Genomic DNA, 24,475 nt, shown 5'->3' with positions numbered 1-24,475 from the left:
GGCGTGCGGGGCGCCGGGGGGTGGGCCGAGGGGGCGTCGGAGATGGGGATGACGTCGGCTCGGGTGGCGTCCCGGCGGCTCATCGGCTGCTCCCTTGGGCGGGTCGGTGGGGTGGTGTGGACCGGGTGGGCCCGGATGGGGCCCGGGGTGTTCGCAGGTGCGGTTCGGCCAGTGCGTGGCTGTGCCGGCCCGGAAAGTCCCCCGCGGCCGTTCTCCGGCCTTCCGGGGTCCGGGTCCGGGGGCCGGGCCGTGCCCTGGCAGCACTCTGGCAGTTGCTCGCCGCCCCGCCGGTCGGGACACGCCTCGACCGCTCCTCCGGCGTCTTCCGTTCCCGGCCGGGAGAGTCCACGTCAACCCGCTGACCGGGGCCGGGAGGTGTGACTAGGCTGGTCCCGAATGCTGTCGGGAGGAGATCGGTCAGTGGCAGTCAACAGCGGAACGAGCACGGAGACCGCGGGCGCGCAGCCGGAGCCGGCGCCGAGCGGGAAGCCCAGGGTGGACTTCACCGGGGCGGAGTGGTTGTGCAGCAGCCAGGGTGTCGGGGACGTCCAGATCGCCTTTGTGGACGGGTACATCGGGATGCGGGACGGCCGCCAGGAGGACGGGCCGATCCTGGTCTTCACGCCGGCTGAGTGGCGGGCCTTCGTGCTCGGCGCGCGGGACGGCGAGTTCGACCTCACCTGAGCCGCCGGCGCTCGGGCGGGCACGCGAGCGCCTGGGCAGGGGACGTGAGCACTCGAGCCACGGGCGGAGCGGCCCCCCGGGAGTGACCGGGGGGCCGCTCCGCAGGCGATCCATCGGGCCGAACGTCACGACCGATGATCCATTGAGCGTGCCCCGTCAGAATTTCTGTTGACTGTTAGACAAACGCAGCTCAGAGTATTGGGCACAGGCAGACGCCGTGCCCACCGCCCCCACGCGGCCAGACACGGCGCCTGCTGTGCGGCCCGGCATTGCTGCCAGGCCATCCTCCCAGTAATCCCCTGCGCACCGGGGTGCGTCGGCCGGTCCCGGCCCCGTGAAGGGCCGGCAGTCGCCGGGAGGCTGGCGCCGAAACCGAGAGCGACTCGGATGCGGCACCGACGCTCGGGACCCGCACGCCCCCACGCGGCGGCGTCCCGAGCAGATCCACGGGAGCGACAGGCCGGGGCCCCGCGGATCTGGCTTGTGATGCATGGAACTGTTGGCTTGTGTGTTCGTGCTGTGTGCGGTGACGGAGCTGGGTGCTCGGCAGTTCGGCACGAAAAGTGCACGGTGAGGGAAACGCGTGTAGGGCCGCGTTGCGACGTGCCGTCCCCCCGGAGGGTGAAACCCAGAACGGCTGTCGTGCTGAACCGAACGTAGCCCGGACGGTTGCTCAGAGTCAACATTGGTCTCTGAGCGTCGATCTCCCGTCCGCCCCCCGTCGGGGCCCCACCCACCTCGCGAACGCGGTGTGCCGGACACGTACGATGTTCCCATGTCTTTTCTCCGCCGTCGCTCCGGACAGCCCGCCGGCCCGGACTTCGACGTGCTCGCGATGGACCCGGGCGACTGGCCCGGCGACTTCGGTGCGGCCATGATGACCGGCCCGGACGGCTCCTGCCAGGGGATCTTCCTGCGCTACGACCTGTTCGGCGGCAGAGGCCCGGCGATGTTCATCGGCAACCTCCCCGAGGGTTCGCCCGCCCGGGAGACCGGCGAGGACGTGCCCTTCGAGGTGCGGCAGCTGCTCGCGGCGCTGGAGAACGACGAGCCGGTCGAGTTCGTCTCGGCCGAGGACTTTCCGGTCATGCTCGGGGACGACCTGCTGATCGTGAAGAAGGTCAAGGTCAGCGAGGAGCGCGTGTTCTGCGCCCAGTTCGACCGCAGTGACGGCGTCCTGGTCACCATCGCCTCGTGGGACCGGCCGATTTCGGACGACCTGTACCAGCTGCTGAAGCCGCTCCCGGCGGACATGTTTCAGCAGGGCTGACCGGCGCCCGCCCGGGAGGCGGACGTTGCTTGACGGTATCGATCAACGGTTCGTACAGTCGCGAACATGCCGTGCCGTCCACCGCTGCTGACCCGCCGCAGGCATCTGGACCTGCGGCGCACCGCCAGCGCGGTGTGTCCGGGCCGCTGAGGGGGATCCGTCCCCCGGCGGCGGGCGCTCGGCCTCGCCGGGTCGACGCCGGAATCCGGGGGCGGGCCGCGAACCGGCCTCCGGGGCCGCCAGCCGGTACCGCGCGCCCCTACGGCGTGCCGCCCGCATTCGTCGAGCCCACGCTGCCGCCCGGAGGCACCGCATCATGACGACCCGCGCCGCCGACCGCCCGTCCTCCGACCGCCCGTCCTCCGACCGCTCGCCGGAGGACCGCCCGACCGTCGACAGTCCGACCGCCCGCCGGTCCCGGACGACTCCGTCGGCGTCGATTTCCGGCCAACCCGGTTCCGGCCGACCGGAGTCCGACCACTCGCCCGACCGCGCGGCCGTCGAGTCCGCCCTGGCCGGGCTGCCCCGGGTGGTCGACCTCCTCGCCGCCCGCGCCGAGGAGCACGACCGCGACGCGACCTTCCCCTACCAGGGAATCGAGGCGGTCCACGAGGCCGGTCTGCTCACCCTCACCGTCTCCCGCAAGTACGGCGGGCCGGGCGGCACGCTCACCGACACCGTCCGGGTGCTGTCCCAACTCGGCCGGGGGGACGCCTCGGTAGCCGTGGTCACGGCCTTCACCCTGCTGCGGCACGCCGCGCAGGCCCGTCGCGCCGACTGGCCGACGGCCGGCTACCGGAAGCTGCTCACGGAGTCCCGGCGCGGCCCCGCGCTGGTCAACACGCTGTGGGCGGAGCCCGGTGCGCAGCCGGGTGAGCTGCCGCGGACGGTCGCCCGGCGGGACGGCGACGGCTGGCTGCTGACGGGCCGGAAGACCTACTGCACCGGTGCCGAAGCGCTGGCCTGGATGGCGGTGACCGCGCGGACCGACGAGGCGGAGCCGAGGATCGGCACGTTCCTGGTCCGCGGCGAGAGCGAGGGCCTGGAGATCGACCCGACCTGGGACCAGCTCGGGCTGCGGGCCAGCGCCGGCCACGACGTGGTGCTGGACCGGGTCCGGGTGCCGGCCGATCTCGCGCTCGGTCTCGGCGGCCGCGGACCGGGAGAAGGGGCGGAGGCCGAACTCTCCCGCGCCTGGCACGATCTGGCCCTGTCCGCGGTGGCGATCGGCGTCGCCCGCGCTGCCGAGTCCTGGCTGGTCCGCTTCCTCGGCCGGCGCACCCCGGCCAACCTGACCGAACCGCTCGGCACCCTGCCCCGCTACCGCTGCGCCCTCGGCGAGATCGAGGCCCAGCTGATCGGCGCCGAGGAACTGGTCGCGGGCCTCGCGGCCCGGGTGGACCGGGGCGAGCCGGACGCCGTCGCCCGGACCGGACCGGCCCACCTGCTGGCCACCCGGGCCGCGACGACGGCCGTCCAGCAGGCCGTCGCCCTCACCGGGAACCCCGGCCTGAGCCGACGTCACCCGCTGGAGCGCTACCTGCGGGACGTGCTCAGCAGCCGGGTGCACCTGGCTGCCGAGGAGACCGTTCTGGAGGCCGCCGGCCGGGCCGCCCTGGAGCGCGGCGCCCGGCCGTAGCGCGGAGGCGCTGCCGGGCGCCGCGCTGTCGTGGCGCGGCGCCGCCGGTTCAGCGGGTCCCGACCGCGGCCCGGACGGCCCGGCGGGCGAGCGCCGCGTCGTCGTAGAGCCGGCGGATCATGATCCGCTGTTCCTCGCCGGCCCCCGGTACGTCGTACAGCCGGATCTCGCGCATCAGCACCAGCACCAGGTTCACCAGGAACGCGTCCCGGGCCAGCGTGCCGCCGCTCTGGGCGAGTTGGCTGATCTGGCGGCGCGCCGCGGTGTCCCCGGAGAGCACGCTCCACAGCACCGCCAGGTCGTACCCGGGCAGGTACCAGCCGGCCTGCTCCCAGTCGACCAGCACCGGGCCGGATGGCGCCAGCAGCATGTTGCTGAGCAGCGCGTCGCCGTGGCAGAGCTGGAGGGGGGTGTGGCCGAGGCCGTGCAACAGGCCGCGCAGGTCTCCGGCGTCCCGGTCGGTGAGCTGCCCCACCGAGTGGTAGCGGGCGATCTCCCACTGGTAGTCCATGCGCGGCTGGAACACGTCGGTCGGCGGCCGCCACAGGTTCAGCGTCCGGACGGCGGTGAGCAGCGCCCGCACCTCGCCCGGGGTGGGCGCGTTGACCGGGTGGCGCTCCCGGGCGGCCGGGCGGCCGGGGACGCGCTCCATGACCAGCACGCAGCGGTCGTGGTCGGCCGCGACCAGCCGGGGCAGCCGGACCGGCGGGCGGTGCCGGACGAACGCCCGGTACACCGAGACCTCGTGGTGGAAGTCCGCCACCAACTGCTCGAAGTACTCACTCCGCACCGCCTGCGGCGCAAGGCACTTGGCGACCACCGGAGCCCGTCCGATGGTGCCCGCCACCAGGATGTGGCGGCTGCCCTCGCGCAGGACCTGGCGCGGGGTGAACGCGGGACATATCCGCGCGACGCTCGCCAGCGCGGCCCGGACGGACGGGGTCTGCAGCGCCGACGGATCGATCCGCTCGGGCCCGCCGGGCTGGCCGGGCCGCCGGGCGCGCAGCACCTGCCCGTCGGCCTGGCGGGCGAGCGGGACCCGGCCGCCCGCCGGCGGAGCGGTCTCGGGGCCGCGCAGCCCGAGCGCGGTACGGCCGACAGGACCCGGGGCGGTACGGCCGGCCGGGACGACCCGGGCGTCCGTGGCCCGGCCCTCGACGCCGCGCGGAGCCACCGGACGGCTCGCGGGGGGAGCCTGCTTGGGGCCTGGTCGGCCGGTCGCTGCGGTGGGGGGGCGCAGCGCGGCGCGGGGCGCGGTCGGCGTGGGGGTCGTCGCTGAGGAGTACATGGGCTGAGGGTGGTCCCTTCCGGTCCGTCGGCGGGTGCGGCCCCGCGGGGGCGGGGGAGGGCCGGTGCCGTGTGCTTCCTGGCGTGACGGCGGCCCTGCGGGGTGGTGCGTGCGGTACGGCGGGTGGCGCGCGGGCGCCGGGCACGGACGCGGGGTCGAGGACCCCTGGTCGGCTGTGCTCCGGCCGTCCGCACCCTGGGGAATGCGGTCGGCCGGACTGCCGTGGCCGTGCCCGGCGCTCCCGCGCCACCCGGCCGCGCCACCCCCTCGGGTGAGGACCGGGAGCGCCCCGTGACACCGTCGGGGGACTGCCCCGACGCTGGTGGGACGCCGCCCGACCCGGGGGGCGAAGTGGCGCACCCCTACAACACACCCGTCGGGCACTGGCTTAGTAGTCTGGCGGGCCCTGGCGAACGGTGGCGAATGCTCGCCTGGCACTTGCCGGAGCCTCTAGCCTCGAAGGAGCCGAGGAACCTGGGGGCTTCATTGAGCAGGGGACCCAACACCCGACTCGCCGATCTGTTCGTCCTGACCGGATGGTCGAAGGGCGAGCTCGCGCGGCTGGTCAACCGTCGGGGTGCCGCGATAGGGCAGATGCAGCTGTCCACCGACACGTCGAGGGTACGGCGTTGGATCGAGCAGGGGGAGATCCCGCGCGATCCGGTGCCGAGGGTGCTGGCGGCCGTGTTCACGGAGCGGCTCGGCCGTGTCGTCACCACTGAGGACCTCGGTCTGGAACGACACCGGCCCACCAGGTCCGGAGCGGAGCCGTCCGCAGCAGTGCCATGGTCGCCGGGTCGAACAGCCGCGGTCCTCACCGAGTTCACGGGAATGGACCTCATGCTGAACCGACGTGGATTGGTGGGCGCCGGAGCCGCGCTCACGGCCGGGGCGGTCGTCGCCGACTCGCTGAAGGGCTGGTTGGGCGGGGACGCGGTCGCGTACGCGGCCTCCGTCCCCGGGCCCCGACAGGTGGTCACCGGGGGCGGGGCGCGCCCGGTGGTGGACGTGTACGACGCGGGTCCGGTGGGGCTCGACGAGGTGGAGTCGCTGGAGCGCTCGGTGCAGGTCTTCCGGGCCTGGGACGCGGCCCGCGGCGGCGGACTGCAGCGCAAGGCGGTGGTCGGTCAACTCAACGAGGTCGGCGGCTTGTTGACGCACCGGCACGCGCCGGCCGTGGAGCAGCGGTTGTGGCTGGTGGCGGCAAACCTCGCGGTGCTGGCGGGCTGGATGTCGCACGACGTGGGCCTGGAGCCCACCGCCCAGCGGTACTTCGTGATCGCGGCCGAGGCCGCCAAGGAGGCCGGTGACCGGCCTCGGGCCGGCGAGGCGATCTCGCGGGCCGCGCGGCAGATGGTGCACCTGGGCCGGGCCGACGACGCGCTCGACCTGATGTCGGCGGCCAAGGCGGCCGGTGGCGAGCTGGTGCCCAGAACGCGCGCCATGCTGAACACCGTCGAGGCGTGGGCGCACGCGTCGATCGGGCACTCGCAGGACACCTACCGGTTGCTCGGTGAGGCCGAGGACCTGTTCGCCGAGGAGTCGCCGGAGCCGCCGCCGTCCTGGATGCAGGTCTTCGACGAGGCCGAACTGCGCGGCATGCAGGCCCTGGTGCTGCGCACGCTGGCCGAGCACGACCCGGCGGCGGCGCCCAGGGCCCGCAGGCACGCGGAGCGGGTGATCACCTTGCGCGAGGGCACCGGCCAGCTGCGCTCGGCGCTGTTCGACCGGATCACCCTGGCTTCGGTGCACCTGATCACGGGCGAGCCGGACGCGGCGGAGCTGCAGGCCAAGATGGCGATGAACCTGATCGGCCAGAACTCCTCGCACCGCACCTGGGACCGGCTGCGGGAGATGTACCGGCTGACGGCGGCGTACCGGGGGCTGCCGGTGGTGGACGAGCTCCGCGCTGAGCTGGGCCGGGAACTGCGGGCGGCGGACGCCAAGAACCGGCCGCGGCTGACGTGACGGCGCGGGCCCCGGCCCGGCCGGGGGTCAGTCCGGCGGTGCCGGCCGGAGCAGCATGCGCAGCGCGGTGACGGTTCCGTCCACGCCGAGGACGGGTTCGCCCGCGTACTCGACGCTGTGGTGCCGGCCGCAGGGCCGGCGGACCCGCAGGGTGCCGGCGGCGACGCGGCCGTGCACCAGGGCGTCGGTCATCACCCGCCGCAGCAGGGGCCGGTCCGCCTCGGGGAGTCGGTCGGGCAGCCGGTCGAGGCTGAGCGGGCCGTGGTCCGGGTCGCACCCGAGGAGGAGGTAGGTCTCCGCGTTCCAGCGGATGCCGTCGGTCAGCAGGTCCCACTCGGCGCAGCCCAGGAGGCTGCGGTCGGCCCCGGGGTCGGTCCCGGGGTCGGTGCTGCGGTCGTGCCTGGGGTCGTTCCTGCGGTCGTTCCTGCGGTCGGGCCCCGGGGCGTCGGCGGCGCCGTCGCCGGCGCCGTCGAGCGAGGGGCCGGACGACTCCTGTGCCGTGCCGTCCACGCTGCCGTCTGTTCCGCTGCCGGTCTGCTCGCCGGAGCCGTTCGCGCCCGCCGTGGCGCCGTCCACCGTGGCGGTGTCCGGTCGGCGGGTGGCGCCTAAGGGCATGTTCATGACGAGTCCATCGCTCGGAGACGGCCCGCCACGTGCGGGTCGTTCGGATAGTGAGAAGACTGTCGCACAGCGTTCTCACCCCTGTGGGCGATTTGGACAGATCGCAGGGCAAAATTCCTCTGGCATATGCCACTGTGGCAGCGGGCCCCGTCGCCCTGTGGGCGGAAGCGTGCCCGAGGCGGTAACCTTCGGTGATTCCGGCGCCCGGGCGCCCACCGCAGTACCGACCAGAGCCCCCGGCGACGGAAATCCCGTTGCCACTACGACCGCCGCAACGGATGCTGACCTCATGTTCGAGCCAGTGATAGCACCCAGTGCCAGCCTCCTAGGCCTCCTGCAGCGAGGCCGTGGTGACGGGCAGCTCCACGCGCTGGCCGCCGACCGTGCCGAAGCCATCGCCGCGCTGGAGGAGTGCGTCACCAGGGATCCGCGAGCCGACTGGCAGGTCGAGAGCCGCTCCCTCTACTACGCCCGCCTCTACATGGAGCTGGAGGCCCCCCTCGACGGCATCGAGGACCACCTCCACTCCGCCGAGGACCTCGTCACCGACGACGAGAGCCGCACCGGCCTCGCCCTCTCCGTCCTGGGCCACCTCGCCGCGTACGGCCGGCGCGACGCGCTGCTGATGCTGCGCGAGTACGCCGCCACCGGCGCCAACTGGGCCTGGGCCCTCGACGAACTCGCCCTGCGCGACGACGACCGCGGCCTGCTGCTGCTCGGCACGGCCGTGCTGGACCACTTCCCGCCCGGCCCCGAGGGCGACGCCGAGCTGCGCGAGTTCATCCGCAACGCGTACGAGCCCCGGCCCTGGCGGCTGTGGGCCGCCTACCACCCGAGAGTGGCGGCGGCCGGCGAGCAGTCCCCCTTCGACCTGTGGCAGCGCCAGATCAACCGCAGCGGCGTGACCCCGGGCTGGTCCACCGCCGACGTGCTGGCCTGGGCCGACCAGGGCGAACTGGGCGGCCTGGGCGCCGACGCCTTCCTCGGTCGGCCCGACGCCCGCCCGGAGCCCCCCCGCGGCACCGACTCCCCGACCGGCCCCGACGCGGTGGACCGCCGCGCCGCCGCGGCCGCCCGCTGCCTGACGGCCGTGGTCCGGCCCGAGGACCGCCCGGCGCTGCTGGAAGCGGCCCGGGACGGCCTGCCCGCCGCCCGGCGCGCCGCCCTGCGCTACCTCGTCGAACAACGGGATCCGGCCGCCGTCGAGCTGATCGAAGCCGCCGCCGCCGACGTGGACGACCGCATGGTCCGGGCCGCCCTCGAACTGCTCGGCCGGATGCGCGGCCCCGAGGTGCTGGCGCAGGCCCGCCGCTGGGCCGACCCGGCCAGCGGCGGCGCGGACAGTGCCCTCGGCGAGGCCGCCGTCCAACTGCTCGCCGACGCCGGGGAGCCGGAGGACGCGCCGCTGGTGGTCGCCGGTCTGCGCCGCTGGGTCTCCGTGCGCGGGGTCTCCGGCACCGGGCTCGGATCCCTGGTGGACGGTGCGGGGCGGCTGGCCGCCGCCGACGCCGTACCGGTCCTGCGCCACATCTACGGGGAGGCCGCCTCCTCGGAGCTGCGCGGCCGCGCCGCCCGGGCGCTCGCCGCCACCGACGTGCACTTTCCCGAGGGGCCGGCCGTCGAGTGCCTCTGGGACTGCGAGGAGTCCACGCGTGAGCTCGCCGCGCGCCATGTCGCCACCACGGGCGACGCGCGTGTGCTGGAGCGGTTGCGCAGGCTCGCCGCCGACCCGGCCGAGGAGGCCGAGGTCCACGCCGCCGTCCGCGGCCGACTGACCGCCGCCCGGGAGTACGGGCGCTAGGTCCTCGACGCCCAGTGGGCCGGGACACCGTCGGGTGGCCCGGCCCACTGCTTTTCGGACGCGGAACCCCTCCGCCCGGGCGGTTCTGGAACGCGGTTCTACTTCACCGGTGGTGCTGTCTCCCGGTGGACCCGCCGCTCGGTGGCTCTGCTTCCCGGCGGCTCTGCCGGTGGTGTTCCTTCGTGGTGGTGCTACTTCACGGCGGTGGGGCTACTTCACAGCGGTGGGGCTACTTCACGGCGCTGTGGTGCTACTTCACGGCGCCGGCGTCCGGGGCCAGGACGCCGCCGGCCACCAGTCCGATGATCAGGACGCCGAGCAGCACCCGGTAGACCACGAACGGCATGAAGCTGTGACTGGAGATGTACTTGAGGAACCAGGCGATCGCCGCGTAGCCGACCGCGAAGGCGATCGCGGTCGCCAGGAGGGTCGGCCCCCAGGCCGGGGCCGGCCCCTCGCCGATCTTGAACAGCTCCAGCGCCCCCGAGGCGAGCACCGCGGGGATCGCCAGCAGGAACGAGTAGCGCGCCGCCGCCTCCCGGCTGTAGCCGAGCAGCAGGCCCGCGCTGATCGTGCCGCCGGAGCGGGAGACGCCCGGGATCAGCGCCAGCGCCTGGGCCAGGCCGTAGACGCCCGCGTGCGGCAGCGTGAGGTCGGTGATCGGACGGGCGTGGCGGATCGCGCGGGTGCGGTCGGCGAAGGCCAGGACCAGGCCGAAGACGATCAGCGTCGTGCCGATGATCCGAAGATCGCGCAGATGGGTCTCGATGGTGTCCTGGAACAGCTTCCCGAGGATGCCGATCGGCAGCGTGCCGATGATCACGAACCAGCCCATCCGGGCGTCCGGGTCCGAGCGCAGCGCCGGGCGGAACAGCGACAGCGCCCACGTCCTCACGATCGAGGCGATGTCCCGGCGGAAGTAGATCAGCACCGCCGTCTCGGTGCCGAGCTGGGTCACGGCCGTGAAGGCCGCGCCCGGGTCGTCCCAGCCCAGGAGTGCGGAGAAGACCCGCAGATGGGCGCTGGAGGAGACCGGCAGGAACTCGGTGAGCCCCTGGATCAGGCCGAGGACGGCCCCGTGGAACCAGTCGATCACCGGGCACCCGCCGGGGGTATCCGTCGGGCATGGGGCTGGGGCGGCATGTGCGGTCCTCGCGGGTCGGGGGCATGCGGACGACCGCGCCCCGCCGGCCCGCAGGCCGCGCACGCGGGCCCGGCGCGCGGCCGATGGTACGGGGTGAAAGTGACCGTTCTTTGTTCACCCTTTGTCCGGCCTTTGCCCGCCGGGCTCTTTCCGCCCAGGGGGCAGGCCGCGCCCGCATCCGGGTGCGGGCCTCGGTCGGTACCGCTCGACCGTCAGGGGGCGTCCGCCGGCGCCCGCTCGAAGGCGCCCGTGCCGAGCGGGCGGGGGAGGGCGGCCGGCGGTTTCGGCCGGTCCGTCGGGCGGATCAGGTGCGCGGCGCTCCTTCGAGGTCGGCCAGCGTCGCGTGCAGCCAGGCGAGTTCGGCCTCGGTGGTGGCGCGGGCGATCAGCAACTGGCCGCGGCGGAACGGGTCGGAGAACTCCTCGGCACCCAGCGGGCGGTCCCCGTCGTAGTAGAAGCTCGCAGGCTCGGAGAGGAAGGCCAGTCGGCGCCGGAGCACGGCGGCCTGGGCGGCGGGGTCGTCGAGGTGGCGCAGGAAGGCGAGCAGGGTGAACCAGCGGTTCTCGTCGCTGATGTCGAGCGGTTCGGGCTCGCGCAGCCGGTCGAGCAGCGCGGCCCGGCCGGCCTCGGTGAGGTGCAGGGTGTGCCGGGGTGCGGCGGCGCTGCCGGGCTCGGTCCTGCGGGTCAGGAGCCCGGTGGTTTCCAGGCGCTTGATCGCCGGGTAGAGGGTGCCGTCGCTGATCGGCTGGACGTGTCCGGTGAGCGCGGAGAGGTGCCGGCGCAGCTCGTAGCCGTGCAGCGGCCGGTCGTACAGGAACCCGAGGATCGCGAGCTTGGCCATGGCGCCACTCTCTCATGCGGCCGCTCGGATTCGCGGTATATCGAATGCTGGGTACCTCGGACACGAGGTATGGTCGGCTGCGTCACGGGCAGTGCCCCGGGTACCCCCGCGCCTTCGGCGTTGGGGGGCGCCACCGGATGCCCAGCCGCCACGGTCACCTGGAAGAGGAGCCCTCGCGATGCGCCACGCCCCCGTCACCCCGAACGGCGACCTGATCCGCTGGGTCGAACTGCCCGGCGCCGAGCCCGCCCGGCTCTACCTGCACGGCCTTGGCGCCACCTCGCCGGTGTACTTCGCCGCTGCCGCCGCCCACCCGCTCCTCGCCGGGCACCGCTCGCTGCTGCTGGACCTCCTGGGCTTCGGCATCAGCGACCGGCCGACGGACTTCGGGTACACGCTGGAGGAACACGCCGACGCCGTTGCGGCGGCCGTCGAGGCGGCAGGTCCGCGCCGGGTCGAGGTGGTCGGCCACAGCATGGGCGGCGCCGTCGCCATCGTCCTGGCGCACCGGCACCCCGGGCTCGTCTCCCGGCTGCTCCTGGTGGACGCCAACCTGGACCGGATCGACCCCGACCCGCGGCGGCCCGGCAGCAGCGGCCTCGCGGGCTACACCGAAGCGGAGTTCCTGGCCGGCGGTCGGGAGGAAGTCGCCGAGCGGGTCGGCGCGTTCTGGTGGGCCACGATGCGGCTGGCCGGTCCGGAAGCCCTCCACCGCAGCGCCTGCCACCTCGCCCGGGCGACGGTGCCGACCATGCGCGAGCTGCTGCTCGGCCTCGACCTGCCGCGCACCTTCCTCCACCCGGCTGCGGACGGCGAACCGGCGGGCGCGGAGGGGCTGCGTGCGGCGGGCGTACGGGTGGTCGCCGTCCCGGACTGCGGGCACAACATCATGCTCGACAACCCGGACGGCTTCGCGGCCGCCGCGGCGGAGGCGCTCAGGTCGGCGAGCTGAACGGAACCGGCCCGGCCCGGAGCGTCTTGCAGGGTGGCGAGCGGTCCCAGGCTGAACGGGACCGCCCCCAGAGGAGCCGCCCGATGCCCGTCGTCGTCCCGGCTCGACCCCACGCCGCTCACCGGACACCCGGGCTTCGAGCTGCTCCCCGCGCCGCCCGCCACCGAAACCGGCCGCTCCCGCGGCCGATCACCGCTCCCGCGGCCGATCACCGCCTCCGGCGTTCGTCGCCCCCTGCTGCGCGTCGCTCCCGCCGTTCACCGCTCCCGCCGTTCGCCGCTCCCGCCGTTCACCGCTCCCTCAGCGGCACGAACCGCACCGGAGTCCCTGGTCGGGCCTGCGCCGCGGCGGGGAGGTCGGCGGCCGGGACGACGCCGATCACCGGGTAGCCGCCGGTGGTCGGGTGGTCGGCGAGGAAGACCACCGGCTGCCCGTCCGGCGGGATCTGCACCGCGCCCACCACCATGCCCTCGCTGGGCAGTTCACCGTCCCGGGCGCGCGCGACCGCCGGGCCCTCGGTGCGCAGCCCGACCCGGTTGCCGGTGGAGGAGACCCGGTAGGTGTCGCGGCGGAGCCGGTCCACCGCGTCGGGGGTGAACCAGTCCGCGCGCGGCCCGAGCCGCAGCCGCAGCACCAGTTCGGTCGGGGGAGCGGGCAGCGGCACCAGGTCGGGCCGGGCCCGGTACGGCGGTGGGGCGCCGACCGGCAGCCGGTCGCCGGCGCCCAGCGGGGCCGGTCCGAGGCCGGAGAGCAGGTCCGCCGAGCGGCTGCCCAGCACCGGCGGGACGGCGATCCCCCCGGCCACCGCCAGGTAGCAGCGCACCCCGTCGGTCGCCGTCCCCACGTCGACGACCGCCCCGTCCGGCACCACGACCGGCGCGCCCCACGCGGCCGCCCGTCCGTCCACCCGCACGGGCGCGGGCGCGCCGGTGACGGCGACCACGGCCGGGCCGACCGCCCGCAGCGCGACCCCGCCGAGCGTGGTCTCCAGTGCGGCGGCACCCGGCTCGTTGCCCACCAGCCGGTTCGCGGCCCGCAACGCCGGCTCGTCCAGTGCCCCGGCCCTCGGCACCCCGAGGTGCGCGACGCCGCGCCGCCCGAGGTCCTGAACCGTGGTCAGCGGCCCCGGCCGTACCACCACCAGCACGCTCATCCCGGCCTCCGCATCCCGGCCTCCTGGTACGGCCGGTCGGCCCGGCGCCCGGCCCGGCCCGGTCCTCCGTCTCCCCGGCTGTCCTCGTGGCTGCCCTCGTCGCTGTCCTTCACGGCCGTCCTCCGGCCCGTCGAGCCGTGAACCGGATCCGGACGCCCGGGGCCAGCAGCGCCGGGGGTTCGCGGTCGGTGTCCCAGAGGAGGAGCGCCGTGCGGCCGATGAGCCGCCAGCCGCCGGGGGACGGGTGCGGGTAGATGCCGGTGTACGGGCCGGCCAGGGCGACGGAGCCGGCGGGCACGGTGCTGCGCGGGGTGGCCAGGCGCGGCACCTCGTACCGCGCGGGCAGGCCGGTGAGGTAGCCGAAGCCGGGGGCGAAGCCGCAGAAGGCGACCACGTACTCGGGCTCGGTGTGGATGCGGACGGCCGCTTCCTCGGAGACCCCCCACAGCGCGGCGACGCCGGCCAGGTCGGCGCCGTCGTAGACCGTCGGGACCTCCAGCAGCTCACCGTGCGCGGTGTCGGCCGCGGTCGGACGGGCCGTGCGCAGCAGCCGCGCAACCGCGTCGACGTCGGCGACACCGTCCAGGAGCACGGTGCGGGCGGCCGGTACCAGTTCCTCGACCTCGCCGAGGGCCCCCGCCTCCTGTTGCTCGCGCAGCCATCCGTACAGCGCCGTGACGTCGGCCGTTCCGGGGACTTCGACCAGCAGTGCCCGCTCGCCGACCCGCCGTACGGTGCGTGCCGTCACGTGAACGCCTCGACCCGGACCCCGGCGGAGGCCAGGGCGCCGCGCACCCGCCAGGCGAGCTGGGCGGCGCCGGGGGTGTCGCCGTGGACGCACAGGGAGCGGGCTTCGACGGCGATCCGTTCGCCGCCGACGGCCTCCACGGAGCTGTCCCGGGCGATGCCGACGGCGCGGGTGATCACCGCCTCGGGGTCGTGCACGACCGCACCGGCCTCGCGGCGCGGGACGAGGGTGCCGGTGCGGGTGTAGGCGCGGTCGGCGAACGCCTCGGTGACCACCGGGAGTCCGACGCCCTCGGCGACCTCCAGCAGCCGGGAGCCGGGCAGGCCGAGGACGGGCAGCGGCCCCTCGCAGACCGCGCCGGCCCGCAGTACGCCGGCCACGACGGCTTCGGCCTGGTCGGAGTCGGAGACCACCCGGTGGTAGAGGGCGCCGTGCGGTTTGACGTAGGAGACCTTGGAGCCCGCGGCTCGGGCGAAGACCTGCAGGGCGCCGATCTGGTAGGCGATCTCGTCGGCGAGTTCCTCCGGCGGGACGTCCATGGCGCGGCGGCCGAAGCCGGCCAGGTCGCGGTAGGAGACCTGGGCGCCGATCCGGACGCCGCGCTCGGCGGCCAGCGAGCAGACCCGGCGCATCGTGGACGGGTCTCCGGCGTGGAAGCCGCAGGCGACGTTGGCGCTGGTCACCACGGACAGGAGTGCCTCGTCGTCGGTCAGGGTCCAGCGCCCGAAGCCCTCTCCGAGGTCCGCATTGAGATCGATCACCGCATCGGCCACGCCCGTCCGCCTCCCAGCAGCTGTTGAGCCAGATGGTAGGGCCTGCGGGGGAAGGTCGTTGTCCGTGGCCCCGGCCCCGGCGGGGCCCCGCGGCGTGCGGCTCGGCCCGCACGCCCCGGGTGGCTCCACGAGGGGTGTGCGGGCCGCGACGGCTCGGTGCGGGTGGCTCAGTGCGCTGGCTCCGGCTCCGTGAAGGAACGTTCCAGTGGGCGCAGCGCCCGCAGCACGAGCAGCAGCGGAATGACACCGAAGATGCCGAACGACATGTCGATGAACCGCCACACCGGCGGGATCCCCCGGAGCGGCCCGCAGATCAGCGCCAGCGGGATGACGGCCCCGCAGGCGAGGGCCGCCCAGCGGATCACCCAGATGTTGCGGACGGGGTCCTTGAGCGGCCCCCAGAAGGCGGCGCCGATCACCAGGTGGGCGAAGGCCAGCCAGTCGGTGCCGTACGCCAGGAAGGGGTAGTTCCGGTTGGTCTCGGCGACGCCCTCGTGGACCCGTTGGAACCAGGCCGTCGCGGCGGGGAAGTGGTCGGTCAGCGGGGCGGCGGGGCCGGTGGCGAGGTCGGCCAGCCAGCGGGTCTCGGTCTCCAGCGGGAAGGCGGTCAGGCCGCTGAGCACCAGGCAGACCAGGAAGAACCACAGCCGGCGCCGGACCTTGCGGAGGGTGGCCGCGGTGGCTGCGAGGTCGTCGGTTGCCGTGACCGCGGGGTCGTCGTCCATGTCGCGAAACCTCCATGCCGAAGAACGGCGGGGACTGGCCCCGCCTGCGCGGAACCGACTCTAGTCCCTTCTTTTGAACGTGTTCAACTAGCTCCCGGGGGTTGGGGCGAGAGCTAGACGGGGCCCCGACGCCTCCGGCGCCCCGGCATGCGACGGTGCCCGGGCGCCGAAGGCACCCGGGCACCGAGGTCGGCACGTCGCCGCGCCGGCGGTACTACGCCGTGTAGGTGTACGTCACCGGCGCGCTGGTCCCGCCCGCCGTGGTGACCGTGAGGCCCGCCGGTCCGGGCCGGGAGCCCGCCGGAGCGGTGGCCGTGCAGAAGGACGGGCCGCAGGAGACGTGCGTCGCCGGCACCCCGCCGACCGCGATCGTCCCGTACGTCAGGTTGCTGCCGATCACGTTCACCCGCGTCCCGCCGGAGACCGGGCCGCCGGCGGGGGTGAGGCTGGTGACCGCCGGCGCGGGCGGGGCCGGGGGAGCGGCGCCCGTGTAGTCGAAGCCGGCCGGCGCGACGGCGGTGCCGCCGGGCGTCACCACGCTGACGGGGGCGCTGCCGGAGCCGCCCGGCGTGGTCACCGTGCAGGCGCTGTCGGTGCAGCTGCCCGGCGCCGGCACGCCGCCGACCAGCACCATGCCGTGGGCGAGGTTGCTGCCGGTGACGGTCACCGCGGTGCCGCCCGTGCCCGGGCCGGTGGTGGTGTCGATGCCGGTGACGGCGGGGGCGGACTGGACGGTCGGCGGCAGGTAGCCGCCGGTGCCGAGGTCGTAGCGGGAGACGTGGCCGGTCGGGTCGGTGTCGTTCGGGTTGGCGGCCGTCACCGTGATCACGCCGGCGATCGGCACGCCGGGTGTGGTGCGCAGGTTGAGCTTCATGAACTCGCTCCTCCCGACCGTCCGGGTGCCGGTGAGCACGGCCTCCAGGTGGCGGCCGTCGGGCGAGAGCGTCTCGGTGAAGGTGTAGTCGTACGGCGTGGAGTAGAACATGGCGCCGTCGGTGGTGACACCGGGCGGCAGGTCGACGGTGAAGTGCGTCGGGCCGGTCAGGTCGGCCGTCCCGGCGGACACCCAGCTCGTCGACATGGTGCCGGAGGTGAAGAACCCGCCGGGGTAGTTCCCGCTCTGCGACACGGTCACGTGCTGCGCGGAGGTCGACGGTGTGGCGGCCGGCGAGGCCGCGGCGGCGGTGGCGCCGAGGGTGAGGGCCGTGCCGGTGGCGACGGTGGTCACGGACAGCGCGGCGGCAAGGCCCGCTTTGGCCAGTCGGGTGATCATGAGTCGATCATCACCGAATTGGCGCGCGGCCCCCACGGTTTTATCGAATGTCGGTTCGAGAATGGCGGAATACCGCCGAAAAGGCGTTCCGAACCAGGCCCCCGGAGCGCCCCTCACCTGGCACTGCGGCTGCCCGCAAGGTCCGTTTCGGTCGATGTCGGTGCGAACCTCTAATCTTGTCCTCCGTGACCGCCATCGCAGACCCGACCACCGAGCCCGGCCTCCGACCGTCCGTCGGCCCGGCCGCCGTGCGCCCCGCGCCCGGCCCGGCCGCCGACGAGGGCCTGGCCCGCCGGCTCAAGGCGCTGGCCTGCACCGCTCCGCTGCACGACCTGGACAACCGCAAGGTCAACCTGGCCGGGGAGTACGGCGGCTACGCGATGGCCGAGGTCGGCCTCGCCGCCATCGACCTGGTCACGCTCAACATGGACTTCGACACCGGGGCCGACCGCGAGATAGTCCTCGCCCGCCTGCTGCCCCGGGTCGCCGCCCAGGCAGTCGGCCGCCCCGCCGCCGAGCACGAGCGGGTCGCCCGCTGGGTGCTGGAGTCGCTGATCAACGTCGGCAGCGTGGACCGCGGCTTCCGCGCCGTCTACGGCACCTTCGGCGCCGACGGCGAGTACGTGCGCCGCGACTACGACTTCAAGCTGATCGAGGAGGTCCCCGGCCCCGACGGCGGCGTCTACCTGCGCACCACCGACGAGGCGGTCAACGTCCTGGTCGGCGCGCTCGACACCGACGTCACCTCGGCCCAGATCGCCGCCGAGGTCAAGCTGGAGGTGCTGATCCGCCGCGGCCGCCTGGCCGACGCCCAACTCGCCGCCGAGCAGGCCCGCTACCGCACCGTCCAGTACGCCGAGACGCTGCGCCGCGCCCTCGACGCCACCCGCCGCAACGTCCGGGCGGTCGACTGGATGCGTACCGTGCCCGACCTCATCGAGGAGGCACTGGACCACATCGCCGACCGGTACCGGCACGAGAACGCGATTCTCACCAACATCCGCAAGGCCCGCGACGAGGCCGAGCCGCACACCGCCGAAGGCGCCGAGCACAAGCGCCGCGCCGCCGAACTGCTCGACATCGTCAAGGACTGCATCCGCCGCCACACGAAGCTGCAGACCCGCCTGCTGGAGGCCGGCCCGCTGTTCCGCGCCGAGCAGGACCGGCAGGCCTTCGCCACCCCCGGCGCCCGCAGCGGCATCGACCTGTACGGGCAGCTGCTCGCCCCCGTACTGCGGCTGCCGATCGAGCAGGCCGTCCGCCCCACCGGCGCCTTCTTCGCCCGCGGCGCCGGGCTGCGCACCCCGGCCTCCGTCCGGGTCGCCGACCTGGTGGAGCTGCTGCTCACCCCGCCCGTCGAGCGCGAGCACCTCGGCGCCGAACTGCCCGACCCGGACCTGGTCGCCACCCCGGACGACAGCCGGTTCTCCGAGGCGCAGCTGGAATCCGCGCTGGTCCTGCTCGACCTGCCCCCGGACGCCCCGCGCCGGCTCTCCGGCCTGCTCGCCGACGCCCGCAAGCAGGACCCGGAACTGCCGTACCTGGTCGCCCTGCTCGCCGTGCACGCCGCCAGCCCGCCGGTCGGCACGGCCTACCGTCAGGGCGAGGAGCGGCTGCTGTTCGCCGTGGACGACGGCACCCCGCTGCGCGACCCGGAGTTCGGCGGCGCCGACCTGATCGTCGGCAGCGCCCTGCTCGACGCGGCCGGCATGGCCGCCGACCGCAAGGACGCCGGCTGACCGGCCGCCCCACCCGGTAGCGGGACACCCACGGTGACCGCCCCGACCGCCCTGACCGACCTGACCGACCTGACCGACTTGACGGACCCGGCCGACCTGACCGCCCCGACCGACCGCAAGCACCGCGCCACCCCCGAGGAGTACCGCCCGTGACGACCCACCACGACACGTCCTGGGTGGCCGAGACCGAACCCGCGGCCCCGGCGCCGATCACCCCGGCCGACGTCGCCGACGCCGCCCGGCTGGTCTCCTTCGGGCTCCAGGCCAAGCTGCTGCCCGCCCGGGACGCCGAGTACGCCGAACTCGTGCGCCGCCACCGCGAGGACCCGCCGTTCGCCCGGCTCGCCGACGCCGTCGCCACCGGCATGGGCCTGGTCGTCCTGGAGGTCTCGCCGCGCGCCGGCATGGCCGTCGCCGCCGCCGAGGACTCGCTGTTCGCCGTCCGGATGGGCGACTACTCGCGTCGCGCCGCCTCCGAGTCCACCGACCGCTTCCTGCACGGCCTGGCCCACCTGGCCGTCGCCGCGATGGCCTTCCCCCGGCCCGAGGACCTCGCCGACGACACCTACCTCGGCCGGATCACCGTCAACGGCATCGACTCCTTCGTCCGCCAGGCCTGCCGCCGCCTGGAGGAGCAGGCCGACGCCGAGGGCGCCAACACCGACCCGCAGTCCGACGCCCCGGGCCTGGAGGCGGCCTGGCGGGTCTGGGCCCGGCGCACCGCCACCGGCGCCACCAAGGACGCCCGCAGACTGTCCGGCTCCACCATCGGCATCGTCGCCAAGGCGGTGATGTTCCTGGTCGAGTCCGGCTTCCTGCAGAAGGTCTCCGACGACGCCGGCGGCACCTACCGCACCACCGCCCGCTACCAGCTCCAGGTGCGCGACCTGGCCGGCAGCGCCGCGATGGCCGAACTGCTCGACCTCGGCGTCGTCCCGGTCTCCGACGGCACCCCCAGCCTGCTGCCGCCGGAAACCGACGACGAACTGGTCGCCGACGCCGGCCTGCCGTTCCACTCGCTCTGAGCCTGATCCACCCGCTCCGAGCCTGACTCACCCGCTCCGAGCCGGATCCACCCGCTCCGCGCCAGCGCCCCAAACCCACCCTCACGCCACGCAAGCCACGGAGAACCGCCGCACATGTACGAGCTCAACCGGGTCCGCCTCTACTCGATCGGACCGGCCGGCGCCCGCTACGCCGACACGGTGCTCGACCTGCGCGGCGTCGGCGAGCCCGTCGCCGACCCGGCCCCGCAGCAGATCGGCCTGTTCGGCGAGGAACCCGACGGCCCGGTCCGCCGCCCCGCCCCGGCCGGCGTGCTGTTCCTGGAGAACGGCGGCGGCAAGTCCGTCCTGCTCAAGCTGATCTTCTCGGTCATGCTCCCCGGCCACCGCAACACCCTCGGCGGCGCCAGCTCCGGCGTGCTGCGCAAGTTCCTGCTCGCCGACGACTGCGGCCACGTCGCCCTGGAGTGGCAGCACACCGTCACCGGCGAGCTGATCGTGGTCGGCAAGGTCAGCGAGTGGCGCGGCCGACAGGTCTCCTCCGACCCGCGCAAGTTCGCCGAGACCTGGTACTCCTTCCGCCCCGGCCCCGGCCTCACCCTCGACTCGCTGCCGGTCGCCGAGCGGGTCAGCCTGGCCGGCGACCAGAAGGCCCGCGGCCGCCGCCGCACCATGAAGGGCTTCCGCGACGCCCTCACCGAGGCCGGCAAGGCCCACCCGCACCTCGACCTGGTCTTCGAGGACGGCCACGACCGCTGGACCGAACACCTCGGCGAACTCGGCCTCGACCCCGAACTCTTCCGCTACCAGCGCGAGATGAACGCCGACGAGGGCGAAGCGGCCGGCCTCTTCGCGGTCAAGCACGACAGCGACTTCACCGACCTCCTGCTGCGCGCCGTCACCGACACCCGGGACACCGACGGCCTCGCCGACCTCGTCCACGGCTTCGCCGCCAAGCTCGGCCGCCGCGCCGAACTCACCGCCGAACGCGACTTCACCGCCGGCTCGCTCGACCTGCTGGAGCGCATCGCCGAGGCCACCACCGCCCGCGAAACCGTCCGCGAGGCGCACCGCACCGCCGAGCGCCGCACCCGCCGCCTCGCCCACGCCCTCAGCTCCCGCGCCGGTGCCGAACGCGACCGGGCCCAGGACCTCGCCATCGAGGTCGCCGCCGCCGCGAGCGCCGTCACCGCCGCCGAGGCCGACCGCACCCGGCACACCCTGATCGCCGACGAACTCACCTACCGGCACGCCACGTTGAGCCTCACCGCGGCCACCGCCGAAGCCGCCGCACTGCGCCGCGAACTCATCGACGCCCGCACCCTGCACGCCGCCTGGCAGGCCGCCGAGGCGGTACTGCGCCAGCGCGCCGCCGCCGACCGGGTCGCCAGGGTCGCCGCCGCCATCCGCGAAGCCGAGCTGGACGCCGCCCCCGCCCTCGCCGCCCGCGCCCTCGCCGCGACCGCCCTCGCCCGCGCCCTGGAGGCCGCCGCCGCGGCCGCCGAGTCCCGCGCCGACACCGAGGAGCAGCGCGCCGGCGAACTCCAGCAGGACGGCGCCAAAGCCCAGTCCGACGCCACCGAGGCCGCCACCGCCGCCCAGAAGGCCCGCAGCGAGGCCGAGCACCTGCGCCAGCGCCTCGCCGAGGTCGAGCAGGAGACCGAAGCCGCCGTCGCGGCCGGCTTCATCGACGCCGACGGCGACGTCGACCCGGCCCGCGCCGCACTGCACGCCGCCGACGTCGAGAAGGCCGCCGCCGCGGCACTCGCCCAGGCCCGTGCGGTCGCCGAGGCCGCCGCCGCCCGGCTGCGCGAATCCGCCGCCGCCACCGGCCGCGCCGAACTCGCCGCCGAACGCGCCGGCGACGCCCGCAAGGCCGCCGCCCGGGCCCTCGCCGCGGAACAGCGCACCGCCGCCCTGCTCGCCACCGAGCAGCGCCTCGCCGACCTGCTCTCCCTCACGCCCGCCCCCACCGACTGGAGCGAGGACGGGCCGGGCGCCGAGGAGGACGCCGGCTACCTCACCGCCGCCGTCCTCGACCGCAACGCCGAGTACCTGCGCGAACTCCTCGACGAGGCCATCGCCACCGCCGAGCGCACCCTGTTCGACCTGCGGACGGCCGCCGCCGACGACGCCCGCATCCTCGCCGCCCTCGGCGACGGCGGCCTGTTGCCGCCCGGCCCCGACGTGCTGGCCACCGTCGAGTACCTCGCCGAGCACGGCATCCCGGCCCTGCCCGGCTGGCGCTACCTCGCCCAGTCCGTCGACCCGGCCGACCACGACGCGATCCTCGCCGCCCGCCCCGAACTCGTCGACGGCGTGGTCGTCACCGACCCGGACTCGCTGGAACGCGCCCGCGAAGCCCTGCAGGCCGCCGCCCTGCTGCCGCGCTCCACCGTGGCCGTCGGCGCCGCGGCCTCACTGATCGCCCCGATCACCCAGCCCGACGGCCCCACCTCCTACCCCTTCTTCGTCGTACCGCCGAACCCGGCCATGCACGACGAGTCCGCCGCCGACGACGAGCGCCGCGACCTGCGCGCCCGGGCCGGCGCCCGCGAGGAACACATCCGCGAACTCGCCGGCCGCCTCGGCGCCGACCGCGCCCTCGCCGCCCGCCTCGCCTCCTGGCACGCCAGCTGCCCGCCCGGCACCCTCGCCGAACTCGCCGCCGCCGCCGAAACCGCCCGCGAACACGCCGAACAGGCCGCCGCCACCCTCGCCACCCTGCGCGCCGACCACGACGAGGCCGAGACCGACCACGCCGCCGCCGTCTCCGCCCACGAGGAGCACCGCGAGAACGCCCAGCGCGCCCGCCGCCGCGCCGACGCCCTCTCCGGCCTCGCCTTCCGCCTCCGCGAACGCGCCAACTGGGGCCGCCGCCAACGCGAACTCGCCGAGGACGCCGCCGAGTGCGACCGCCGCCAGGCCCTGTGCGCCGAACGCGCCCGCACCTGCGACGAGGACCGCCGCGCCGCCCAACGCGCCGCCGACGACGCCCGCCGCACGGCCCGCGCGCTGCGCGCCGAACGCGCCGAGATCCCCGCCGCCGAGCAGACCGACGAACCCGCTGACACCGCCCCCGCCGCCCTGCCCGCCCTGCGCGAGGCCTACCGCGCCGCCTCCCAGCTGTACGAGAAGGTCGGCGTCGGCGCCGACCTGCGCGCCGAACAGGCCCGCGCCGAGGGCGACGAGGCCGCCGCCGCCACCGAACTCGACCGCCTCACCAACAAGGTGCGCACCCGCGCCGAGGAACTCCTCGGCAGTCCCGACGGCGCCGACGGCCCGGCCCGCCAGGCCGCCGCCGCCCGGGCCGAGGAGCTGGTCGCCACCATCGAGGCCCGTTCCGCCACCGCCAGCGAGCAGCTCGGCCGACTGCGCGGCGAGGTCGAGCGCTCCGCCCCCACCGACGGCGAAGCGCACACCGACCTGCCCGACGACCTCGTCCCCACCGACCCGGAACACGCCCAGGCCCTGCTGCGCGTGGCCACCGGCCGCCTCGCCGAACGCCGCGAGGCCCTGGACGCCGCCCGCACCGCGCACGCCGACCTGCAGCGCACCTTCGACACCGCCCAGTCCTCCGCCGCCGACTTCGACGAGCTGGCCGGCCAGCTGCGCGACGGCCTGCGCGACCACCAGGAGGACCAGGACGAACCGGTCGAGCCGTACCTGGCCTCGCTCGCCGAGGCCCGCACCGGCGCCACCGAGGCCCGGCGCAGCCTGCGCACCGCCGCCGCCGAGCTGTCCGGCGCCGAACTCGCCGTCCGTGACGCCTCCGACGCCCTCGTCCGGCACGCCAACGCCGCCCGCTACGAGGCCGTCCGCACCCCCGCCCGCCAGCAGATCCGCGAACTGCCCGCCGCCGCGCTGCCCGAGCACGCCGCCGCCTGGGCCGCCGCCTTCGCACCCCGGCTGCGCGTGCTCACCGACGAACTCGCCCAGCTGGAGAAGAACCGCGGCTCGATCGTGGACCGCCTGCGCGGCCTGGTCGAGTCCTCGCTCACCACCCTGCGCGCCGCCCAGCGCCTCTCCCGGCTGCCCGAAGGCCTGGGGGAGTGGTCCGGCCAGGAGTTCCTGCGGATCCGCTTCGAGGACCCGGACCACGCCACCCTGGTCGAACGCCTCGGCGAGGTCATCGACGAGGCCACCCGCGCCGCCGTCCGGAAGAACAGCGACCTGCGCCGCGACGGCATGTCCCTGCTGCTGCGCGGGGTCGCCGCCGCGATCGGCCCCAAGGGCGTCAGCGTCGAGATCCTCAAGCCCGACGCGGTGCTGCGCGCCGAGCGGGTCGGGGTCGGCCAGATGTCGGACGTGTTCTCCGGCGGGCAGCTGCTCACCGCGGCCATCGCGCTGTACTGCACGATGGCCGCGCTGCGCGCCAACGACCGCGGCCAGTCCCAACTGCGGCACGCCGGCACGCTGTTCCTGGACAACCCGATCGGGCGCGCCAACGCCACCTACCTGCTGGAGCTCCAGCGCGCCGTGGCCGACGCGCTCGGCGTCCAGCTCATCTACACCACCGGCCTGTTCGACACCACCGCGCTCGCCGAGTTCCCGCTGGTGATCCGGCTGCGCAACGACGCCGACCTGCGGGCGGGCCTCAAGTACATCTCGGTCGAGGAGCACCTGCGCCCCGGCCTGCCCGCCGCCCCGGACCCGGACGGCCCCGCCATCCACGGCGAGATCACCGCCACCCGGATGTTCAGGCGCCCAGCGGAGGCCCCCGTCCAGCCGGCACCGGAGATCCCCGCTCAGCCGGGCGCGGCGGTTCCCGCCCAGGATCCGGGTGCCTCGGTTCCCGCCCAGCAGGGGGCGGAGGTTCCCGAACGGCCGTGAACTGACTACCGTGACGGGC

General features: G+C 75.1%; 19 protein-coding genes. 10 read left to right on the top strand and 9 right to left on the bottom strand.

Going from position 1 to position 24,475, the window contains the following annotated elements; all coding sequences use genetic code 11:
* Positions 1-495: 495 nt before the first annotated feature.
* The 4 genes from IF30_RS0135255 to IF30_RS0135245 all read left to right on the top strand — a co-directional run bounded on the left by IF30_RS0135255 (position 496) and on the right by IF30_RS0135245 (position 3,593).
* Complete coding sequence (locus IF30_RS0135255; protein ID WP_051711888.1) at positions 496-684, top strand: DUF397 domain-containing protein; 189 nt, start codon at positions 496-498, stop codon at positions 682-684.
* Positions 685-1,459: 775 nt separating this feature from the next.
* The gene (locus IF30_RS0135250; protein ID WP_030246177.1) at positions 1,460-1,954 is read left to right on the top strand and encodes a hypothetical protein; all 495 of its coding nucleotides are present in this window, start codon (positions 1,460-1,462) and stop codon (positions 1,952-1,954) included.
* Between the two features lie 66 nt (positions 1,955-2,020).
* Positions 2,021-2,104, top strand: coding sequence for a putative leader peptide (locus IF30_RS50880; protein WP_420791189.1), 84 nt, complete (start codon positions 2,021-2,023; stop codon positions 2,102-2,104).
* A gap of 166 nt (positions 2,105-2,270) precedes the next feature.
* On the top strand, positions 2,271-3,593 hold the full coding sequence (locus IF30_RS0135245) for an acyl-CoA dehydrogenase family protein (RefSeq protein ID WP_078891959.1): 1,323 nt from the start codon (positions 2,271-2,273) through the stop codon (positions 3,591-3,593).
* 49 nt (positions 3,594-3,642) lie between these two features.
* On the opposite strand, the gene IF30_RS0135240 is transcribed toward IF30_RS0135245, so the two are convergent.
* The gene (locus IF30_RS0135240) at positions 3,643-4,881 is read right to left on the bottom strand and encodes a phosphotransferase (protein WP_324605684.1); all 1,239 of its coding nucleotides are present in this window, start codon (positions 4,879-4,881) and stop codon (positions 3,643-3,645) included.
* 486 nt (positions 4,882-5,367) lie between these two features.
* Between IF30_RS0135240 and IF30_RS0135235 the strand changes: the two genes are divergently transcribed.
* Complete coding sequence (locus IF30_RS0135235) at positions 5,368-6,849, top strand: hypothetical protein (protein WP_030246174.1); 1,482 nt, start codon at positions 5,368-5,370, stop codon at positions 6,847-6,849.
* 27 nt (positions 6,850-6,876) lie between these two features.
* On the opposite strand, the gene IF30_RS0135230 is transcribed toward IF30_RS0135235, so the two are convergent.
* A complete protein-coding gene (locus IF30_RS0135230; protein WP_030246173.1) occupies positions 6,877-7,470 on the bottom strand; it encodes a hypothetical protein in 594 nt (197 codons plus the stop codon).
* A 289-nt stretch (positions 7,471-7,759) separates the two neighbouring features.
* On the opposite strand from IF30_RS0135230, the gene IF30_RS0135225 reads away from it, so the two are divergent.
* The gene (locus tag IF30_RS0135225; RefSeq protein WP_030246171.1) at positions 7,760-9,271 is read left to right on the top strand and encodes a HEAT repeat domain-containing protein; all 1,512 of its coding nucleotides are present in this window, start codon (positions 7,760-7,762) and stop codon (positions 9,269-9,271) included.
* 250 nt (positions 9,272-9,521) lie between these two features.
* Here IF30_RS0135225 and IF30_RS0135220 read toward each other — a convergent pair whose 3' ends face one another.
* Positions 9,522-10,364 carry an undecaprenyl-diphosphate phosphatase gene (locus IF30_RS0135220; protein WP_030246170.1) on the bottom strand — a complete coding sequence of 281 codons (843 nt, stop codon included), beginning with the start codon at positions 10,362-10,364 and terminating at the stop codon, positions 9,522-9,524.
* A 355-nt stretch (positions 10,365-10,719) separates the two neighbouring features.
* Positions 10,720-11,256, bottom strand: a complete 537-nt coding sequence (locus IF30_RS0135215) for a PadR family transcriptional regulator (RefSeq protein WP_030246167.1) — start codon at positions 11,254-11,256, stop codon at positions 10,720-10,722.
* 178 nt (positions 11,257-11,434) lie between these two features.
* Between IF30_RS0135215 and IF30_RS0135210 the strand changes: the two genes are divergently transcribed.
* Complete coding sequence (locus IF30_RS0135210; RefSeq protein ID WP_030246164.1) at positions 11,435-12,208, top strand: alpha/beta fold hydrolase; 774 nt, start codon at positions 11,435-11,437, stop codon at positions 12,206-12,208.
* Between the two features lie 289 nt (positions 12,209-12,497).
* Here the strand turns inward: IF30_RS0135210 and IF30_RS0135205 are convergent, their stop codons facing one another.
* The 5 genes from IF30_RS0135205 to IF30_RS44220 all read right to left on the bottom strand — a co-directional run bounded on the left by IF30_RS0135205 (position 12,498) and on the right by IF30_RS44220 (position 16,880).
* The gene (locus IF30_RS0135205; RefSeq protein WP_030246163.1) at positions 12,498-13,361 is read right to left on the bottom strand and encodes a biotin-dependent carboxyltransferase family protein; all 864 of its coding nucleotides are present in this window, start codon (positions 13,359-13,361) and stop codon (positions 12,498-12,500) included.
* A gap of 109 nt (positions 13,362-13,470) precedes the next feature.
* Entirely contained in the window at positions 13,471-14,109 is a 639-nt protein-coding gene (gene pxpB / locus IF30_RS0135200) for a 5-oxoprolinase subunit PxpB (protein ID WP_030246160.1), read from the bottom strand.
* A complete protein-coding gene (locus tag IF30_RS0135195) occupies positions 14,106-14,882 on the bottom strand; it encodes a LamB/YcsF family protein (RefSeq protein ID WP_234322964.1) in 777 nt (258 codons plus the stop codon). Before IF30_RS0135195 ends, pxpB begins: the two co-directional genes overlap by 4 nt.
* Before the next feature lie 167 nt (positions 14,883-15,049).
* A complete protein-coding gene (locus IF30_RS0135190) occupies positions 15,050-15,607 on the bottom strand; it encodes a hypothetical protein (protein WP_199807985.1) in 558 nt (185 codons plus the stop codon).
* Positions 15,608-15,821: 214 nt separating this feature from the next.
* Positions 15,822-16,880, bottom strand: coding sequence for an IPT/TIG domain-containing protein (locus IF30_RS44220; protein ID WP_051711879.1), 1,059 nt, complete (start codon positions 16,878-16,880; stop codon positions 15,822-15,824).
* Between the two features lie 185 nt (positions 16,881-17,065).
* On the opposite strand from IF30_RS44220, the gene IF30_RS0135180 reads away from it, so the two are divergent.
* The 3 genes from IF30_RS0135180 (at position 17,066) to IF30_RS0135165 (ending at position 24,456) form a co-directional block, all read left to right on the top strand.
* Positions 17,066-18,619: a hypothetical protein gene (locus IF30_RS0135180; protein ID WP_078891958.1), complete on the top strand. Its 1,554-nt coding sequence runs from the start codon at positions 17,066-17,068 to the stop codon at positions 18,617-18,619.
* A 149-nt stretch (positions 18,620-18,768) separates the two neighbouring features.
* The gene (locus tag IF30_RS0135170; protein WP_037902235.1) at positions 18,769-19,644 is read left to right on the top strand and encodes a hypothetical protein; all 876 of its coding nucleotides are present in this window, start codon (positions 18,769-18,771) and stop codon (positions 19,642-19,644) included.
* 114 nt (positions 19,645-19,758) lie between these two features.
* Positions 19,759-24,456, top strand: coding sequence for a hypothetical protein (locus tag IF30_RS0135165; protein ID WP_078891957.1), 4,698 nt, complete (start codon positions 19,759-19,761; stop codon positions 24,454-24,456).
* Positions 24,457-24,475 lie beyond the last annotated feature (19 nt).

Source organism: Streptomyces sp. NRRL S-350 (genome assembly GCF_000719705.1).
Lineage (GTDB): Bacteria > Actinomycetota > Actinomycetes > Streptomycetales > Streptomycetaceae > Kitasatospora.
Note: the sequence above shows the minus strand (reverse complement) of the source record. Positions and strands in the feature narration are given on the sequence as shown.

Coding starts and splice junctions, on each gene's coding strand:
- IF30_RS0135250 (WP_030246177.1), top strand. CDS start 1,460: ATGTCTTTTCTCCGCCGTCGCTCCGGACAGCCCGCCGGCCCGGACTTC.
- IF30_RS50880 (WP_420791189.1), top strand. CDS start 2,021: ATGCCGTGCCGTCCACCGCTGCTGACCCGCCGCAGGCATCTGGACCTG.
- IF30_RS0135245 (WP_078891959.1), top strand. CDS start 2,271: ATGACGACCCGCGCCGCCGACCGCCCGTCCTCCGACCGCCCGTCCTCC.
- IF30_RS0135240 (WP_324605684.1), bottom strand. CDS start 4,881: ATGTACTCCTCAGCGACGACCCCCACGCCGACCGCGCCCCGCGCCGCG.
- IF30_RS0135230 (WP_030246173.1), bottom strand. CDS start 7,470: ATGAACATGCCCTTAGGCGCCACCCGCCGACCGGACACCGCCACGGTG.
- IF30_RS0135225 (WP_030246171.1), top strand. CDS start 7,760: ATGTTCGAGCCAGTGATAGCACCCAGTGCCAGCCTCCTAGGCCTCCTG.
- IF30_RS0135215 (WP_030246167.1), bottom strand. CDS start 11,256: ATGGCCAAGCTCGCGATCCTCGGGTTCCTGTACGACCGGCCGCTGCAC.
- IF30_RS0135210 (WP_030246164.1), top strand. CDS start 11,435: ATGCGCCACGCCCCCGTCACCCCGAACGGCGACCTGATCCGCTGGGTC.
- IF30_RS0135205 (WP_030246163.1), bottom strand. CDS start 13,361: ATGAGCGTGCTGGTGGTGGTACGGCCGGGGCCGCTGACCACGGTTCAG.
- IF30_RS0135190 (WP_199807985.1), bottom strand. CDS start 15,607: ATGGACGACGACCCCGCGGTCACGGCAACCGACGACCTCGCAGCCACC.
- IF30_RS44220 (WP_051711879.1), bottom strand. CDS start 16,880: ATGATCACCCGACTGGCCAAAGCGGGCCTTGCCGCCGCGCTGTCCGTG.
- IF30_RS0135165 (WP_078891957.1), top strand. CDS start 19,759: ATGTACGAGCTCAACCGGGTCCGCCTCTACTCGATCGGACCGGCCGGC.